Source organism: Bradyrhizobium sp. CAR08 (assembly GCF_052871955.1).
This window is the reverse complement of the sequence record NZ_JBIXJX010000051.1, coordinates 1-6,270: the sequence shown is the minus strand read 5'-3', so window position 1 is coordinate 6,270 and position 6,270 is coordinate 1. Positions and strand designations below refer to the sequence as shown.

The following is a 6,270-nucleotide window of genomic DNA, read 5'->3' as shown; positions in this document are numbered from 1 at the left end:
TTTCCTGGTCCGTCGGACGCTGCGACCACTCGATCCCGACGTCGCGAAGATATTCGAGACCTATGAGCACTGCCCGGCCGTGCTGACCTAGCGTCAAGTAAAGATCGACCCGCAAACATGCGACCGTCGCTCGTTCGGGCGCGCTCAAAGCGCGCTTCGACAGCGCAGACAGGAGGCACTCCGCAACCTCCAGCCGGCCTACCAAGCATTCACATTCGGCCCGATTGGTTTCCAGTGCGAATGCGAGTTCGTGGCGCCTTTGCCACGAATCCTGCGCAAGCAGCGCAGCACCGACGGTGAAATATGTCAGCGCCGAGGCGTAGGCCGCCGACGCCCTGGCACGCTGCCCTGCGATGAAGTTCAACTCGGCGAGCTGCTCTCGCTCCTGACCGGAAGCGATGAGCGCGACGCCTCGATTGAGTTGACTGACAACATCGAAGATAGCCTCCTGCCGCCGAACATATTGCGTTTTGCCGTCGAGGTATTGTCATCCGTCCGGCTTCCCTTCTTCAGCAGTAAATCGGCACTTTTTGCTTTAGCAAGCTCCAGGTACTCGTCCGCTGATTATTCATCTCACCTCAGAGGGTAGGGCTTTCCGGTTATCCCGGCTACTAGCTCCAAGATGCAGTCGCATAGGCGCTCTAGGTCCCGGACCTCATGCTCCGCTGTAATACACACCCGAATTCCGGCCTTTTCTTCACCCGCCGCTCGCAAGAACGTCACCAGGGCATAGAAGTCGCGATCGAGAAGTCCTCTTGCGATCTCAATGGCTTTGGCCTCTGATCCGATGACAATCATTCTGATCGGAAGTGAGTTTCCTTGGTCTACAGTTGCGAGCCGGCGATCAAAGAGCTCGATGCGTTGTGATAACCGCCCCTGCCGCTCGCCGAGTTCTGACGAGCGGTGTAGTTTGCACGACGCAAGCGCGGCGCCAAGCGTCGCCGAGTTGGGGGGTGACGAAATCGCATATGGAACGGAGTACCGCCGAATAAGAGTCTCCTGGGCGACCGTTCCAAGCATCAATATGCCGCCCGACGCGCCGAATCCATTGCCGAGCGAAGCTGCAATAACCGTTCGCTCACCGAGCACCTGCGGAAACTGAGAGCGAGCGAACCCCTCACCGTTGTTTCCGAAGATCGATAGGCCGTGACTATCGTCGATATAGAGGAACAGCCCATAACGTTCTTGCAGCCGACGCAGCTCATCAATTGGCGAATAGCCTCCCATGGAGTAAATACCATCGCACACATAGATGACGTCCGCATTTTCACGGCAAAGCCTTTCGAGAGCGTCGATGGAGACGATCGTTTCGGTTCGCGTCTCGTGGCCTACAATGGATTTGTGGTAGGCGAGTGAGAGGTCTGAAAAGCCATCGAATGCGACAAGTGGCTTTCGCCCATCCGTCAGTCGACCCGAAGCAAGGATAGGCATTGCGGCTAGATTGGCGAGCGTGCCGCTCGAGAACGTGATCACGCGCGCGCAGAATACTTTTGAGAGGGCCGCTTCAAGTTCTGCTAGAAGATCGAAGTTGAGCTCCGTCCGTGCGCATGACCAGTCCAATGATCGATGAGACTCAAGCGCCTCGATCGCACCAGCAATTATTAGGGGATGATTGTCCAGACCTAGGTAGGAGCACCGCACGAAATCAATTACTTGCCGAGGAACATCAAGCGGTCCGCCGCCCAAAGCGAGTGTGCGTCCCGTTGTGGAAAATCCATGGACCGCAATAGCACCAGCTGCGTGGGCCGCATCAAAATAGGGCCTGCTTTCGAGCGAGCATGCGGCATTTCTAAAGTGTCGGGTCGGGAGACCTCTACCAGGAGGAACGATCCCTTGCTGCACTCGATTGTCCATTCTGATCTCCAAGATGTACAGCCCGGGGGTTTAGCTGCGCCCGCACCATTGGCGAAGGTTGGCGACATCGCCGCGAGCCGCAGGTTGTGTAGGATCCTCGTCGGCAGCTTGATCCTCGTCTTCGTCCGCCCCTCAACTTACGAGTCATTTTCGCAGGGCGATCTCACCAGATCAACTGCATGTTGGTGCTCATTCGAACGCTCGTCGGTCACGTCCCTAAAAGCCGAACGTCACAAAAACCTGAACGCTCTGCGCGATATCCTGGCAGCCCGCAGGCATCGAAGACTTGGCCGGCAGATATTCTCGCCTGGCTGCCGCTCCCGCGTAGGCGCGCTCGCCCCGCCGTCACCTCCGAAAAGGAATGGGCTCGCCTCGTGCCACTTAGCGCTAATACTCGAGGCTGCTGATTTTCAAGGCCTTCTGCGACAACTTCCAATTCGACTAGGCGCTTGCGGAGCACCATAAGACCGGCCGATAACGGAGGTCGTTTGCTCCGTTCAGCGCCACCGCTTCTCCTTCGCGTCATAGGCGCCGGCAAACGGATCGCTTACGGCCATTAGTTCACGTTTCAGCACTTTATTGCTGGAGGTTGTCCTAGGAAGAGCCGAGGTGAAGCCGATGTATCGCGGCACCTTGAACACAGCAAGGCGTGCACGAGCGTGATCGAGAATGCGCCCTACGATCAGATTATTCGGAGTCACACCTTCTCTGAGCTCGACGTAAATTTTGACCTCCTCGCCGCGTTTCTCATCGGGGACGGGCACGGCAGCCACATCGGCAATCTCGCAAAGCTCGGAGATGACCGCCTCCACCTCGCGCGCAGCTATATTCTCGCTGGACCGGCGGATCATGTCTTTCGTACGCCCCACCAGCCAATGAAAGCCGAATTCATCACGACGCATCAGATCACCCGTTTTGAACCACTCGCCTTCAAACAGAGCGGCATTTGCTTCCGGCTTGTTCCAATATCCCTTGAAGATCCCTCGGCCTTTCACCCAGAGCTCGCCAACCTCTCCGACCGGTGTTGGGCTGCCGTCCTCGTTCATCAGCCGTAAGCTTCGAAACGGCGCGCGGATCCCGACCGAGCCCGAGTCGGCCAGTTCGTCGATTTCATTCGTCATTCGCGTACCGAAGCCAATTTCCGTCATCCCGTAAGCGTCCTGAGTCGGGACTCGAAAGCGCCTCCGGAACTGGCGTACTGCATTTGGACTCCAGCCCCAATTGATAGTCTGCTTTAGGCATGTCGTCCCGTCTTCACCGGTGGCCTCGGCTTGGCGCGCTACAAGCTCGGGACACTGGCACCATTCGATGCGGTGCTGCTTGACCCAACCTATAAAGCGCGTTGAGCTGACTTGCGGAGCCAGGTACAGTGTGCCGCCCTGTCGGTACGAATTCAGAAGATGCCATTGCGGATCGATGTAGAAGAAGGGCTGCGCAGACAGATACCTCTGATAGGGCCTGTCGTCCCAACAGGCCCACTGATATGAGCTCACGCTCCAATAGTCGTGCGTCAACATGCACCCCTTCGGAAAGCCTGTCGTGCCCGAAGTATATTGAATGTTCAATAAATCGTCCGGTTGGACATCCTCCTCGACAGGAGAATTGAGAGCCCCTTTGAGCAATTGATCGAGGGTAGCGGCGGCACCGTTCGAGCGCCGCCCGACGAAAATCAGTCGCTCCTTGGCGAGACTTTTCGGCCAAGACTCCATGGCCGAAAACACTGACCATGCGAACTCATCGACAACGGCGAACGTAGCCTGTGTATCCGTAAGTACATATTCGATCTCTCTGCCCGTGTACCGCATGTTGATTGGGACCATAACAGCACCGAGCTTCGCAAGCGCGAACCACAGGGTAGGAAATTCGATCCGGTTGGATAGCATTACGCCAACGCGATCACCCTTGCCTACGCCGAATGCCTGGAGCGCGTGCCCATACTTGTTGGATAATTCGTCCATCTCGGAATAGGTTGCACGCTCACCACGCTCAAATACCTCGATTGCGAGCGTTGACCCGTGCGTTCTCGCCCGCTTTGAAACGAGCCGACCGATCGTGATCGCCTCATAGTTGGATTCCAGCACATCGATTTTGCGGAGCACATTTTGGACATGTTCTTTCAACTGCGTGTGCGTCAGTTTTGCATGCGTCATCATTTGGCAACCTCGGAGCTCAGGAGAACATAAACAAGTCTGGCGGAACGCTCGATTTAGCACAATCGCGGTGGTTTCCGATTAGGCCTCACGCACTTCCGACGCAGCAACTGTCGATTGCTCGCGCCGCGATGATGGGACGCCAAACCTGCCACGATCAGGAAGGGCACAAACTCAAACGCACGGAATGCGCCTACTTACCTCGCGTGATCGAGACATCTACCGAAAACTTCGGGTAGAGGCATTCGTCGGGACTTACAGATGCGACCGGCCTGCAACGGGTCGCGTTTGGCATTGCGGCACCTTCTTTCGTGATGAGCTGGTCATGGCTATTCGCCGAGTTATGAATAGCCATACGTCATCGAAAGGGATTGCCATACTACCTACTCTGGTCAGGGAGATTAACTGCCTGAGAAGGTGTTAGGTGGCGCTTGTCAGCCTTCGAACCGGGAGAAGTCTGCGAAGGCAGCACGGAGCGAAACTGCGGTTTTAGGGTAAGCGCGAAGCCGATACCCTTGCTTAAGAATTCGAATGAACGTGCCAAGAAGCCTCCGGCTTGGAACGGAGGTTTGGATGGATTTTGGACAGCAAAAAGGACGTCCGTTTGGCCGGCTCACCGTTAGGGCCGGTGAGCCGGCTGGAGGTCCTCGAAGGACCGTCGGGGCGCCGGGTGCGTTCGGAGGCTGAGAGAGCTCGGATCGTCGGCGAGAGTCTGCTATCCGGTGCCCAGGTGTCCGAGGTGGCGCGCAAGCACGGAGCGACGCGCTGGCAGATTTACGATTGGCGACGACGCTTTCGACAGCGAGGCATGTTGGCGCCGTGCGAGGCGTCGCAGTCGACATTCGCACCGCTGGTCGTGGAAAGCGCGTTGGAGGAGGGTCACGTTCCGGCGATCAAGCTTGAGATCGCGATCAGCGATGTCGTGCTGCGGACGGACCCAGCCATAGACGGCGAGCAGCTGTCCCGGGTGATCCGCGCAGTGCGTGCGGCGCGGCAATCAGGATGGAAGTGCGTCACCAGATTGCCGCGAGGCACAGAAATGCGGGTGCGCCTGCTGGCGCTTGTCCGCGACGGCGTCCCAGAGGACGAGATCGCCGCAATCCTTACTCAGGAAGGCAGCGAACCAAATCATCAACGCGATACGAGGCCATTTGGCCGAGTTCGGGAGCATCGTCGCGAAGGGTCCCTGTCAGGTCGCCAAGCTCCTGGCTAAGATAGCGGATATTCCCACGACGGCCCAGCATTGCCGCTTCATGTAGCTGACCAAGCATTTCTTCGGTGTCCATCCAGCCCGGCGCGACCGCATTGTATTTGCGCCGCCTCTGGCGCAGCAACCGTCACGAGAACCGAGAATGCGGTGCCGCTCGGCAGTCCACGTAAGCTTCTGGAGCGCCTCCTATCGCCTTCAGGATGTGGAATGTCCGTCTTAGCACCACGGCTGTAAGACGATCAATTCGATTGATCCGGAACCTCATCGAGCGGTGCCATAAACTGAGTCCAAGTATTCAACATAAAATACAAGACGCCCAGCGCCCTTGATACATGGCGACCTACAGATGCGCGATCACGGGCCCGACGCGCCTTCGAGCACCGACGTGTGGGTCTGCTGCTTGGTTCTTTGGAGGTTCGCGGTCTGACCAGCTGTCATGACCGCTCCTTTGTTTGAATACGCAACCCTGTACTCGCTGAGCTCAGCGGCACTTGAATGCTTGAACCGGCCCGCTCGGGACGTGGCAGCTGCGCGTGCAGTCGCGCCAACTCGAACAAGCGGTCGCGCACGTTTCCTTTCACTGGCCCACCGTGTTTGCTCGTCGCGTCCACATGTATCAGCATCTGCTCGATCGTAGCAGCCGGGTTCTCGTCACCCTCGCGCCGGATCACGTGGAAGAGATAAAGACGCTTGTCGTCTACGCCGAGAACCTGAGTGAACACCTCGGCGCGATCCCCGGCGTGCAGTTCCCCGAGATGGCACATATGCGTCTCGACCGTGTAGTAACTGCCACTTTTTGCTCGATAGTCCGTGTCATGCCCGATGTAGCTGAACAGCTTGGCGAGCGCCAAGCCGGACAGCTGGAGGTAGCTCCTCTCCGTGCCGTGTCCGTTATAATCGAGCCAGCGAGACGGCACCTCCACCACCGCCAACCGGAGTGGGCCGGAACCGTTGATGGGCGCGGGAGCACGGTTACGGAGCTCCTGTTCCCACCTCGCAAGCGTCTCGCCGGGTCCGTAGCCCTGTGAACCTAATGCTCGCAGCAGAGCCACGAGC

At 57.8% G+C, this 6,270-nt stretch carries 4 protein-coding genes; 1 reads left to right on the top strand and 3 read right to left on the bottom strand.

The window, feature by feature from the left end; genetic code table 11:
• Positions 1–573 precede the first annotated feature (573 nt).
• A complete protein-coding gene (locus ACIPUD_RS39400) occupies positions 574–1,854 on the bottom strand; it encodes an aminotransferase class I/II-fold pyridoxal phosphate-dependent enzyme (RefSeq protein WP_446482944.1) in 1,281 nt (426 codons plus the stop codon).
• Between the two features lie 497 nt (positions 1,855–2,351).
• Positions 2,352–4,007 (bottom strand): AMP-binding protein, encoded by a 1,656-nt coding sequence (locus tag ACIPUD_RS39395; RefSeq protein WP_446482943.1) that lies wholly within the window; start codon positions 4,005–4,007, stop codon positions 2,352–2,354.
• Positions 4,008–4,584: 577 nt separating this feature from the next.
• Between ACIPUD_RS39395 and ACIPUD_RS39390 the strand changes: the two genes are divergently transcribed.
• A complete protein-coding gene (locus ACIPUD_RS39390; protein WP_446482942.1) occupies positions 4,585–5,217 on the top strand; it encodes a transposase in 633 nt (210 codons plus the stop codon).
• Between the two features lie 431 nt (positions 5,218–5,648).
• Here the strand turns inward: ACIPUD_RS39390 and ACIPUD_RS39385 are convergent.
• Positions 5,649–6,270 (bottom strand): thioesterase family protein (locus ACIPUD_RS39385; RefSeq protein ID WP_446482941.1); only part of this gene is annotated, 622 nt, incomplete at its 5' end.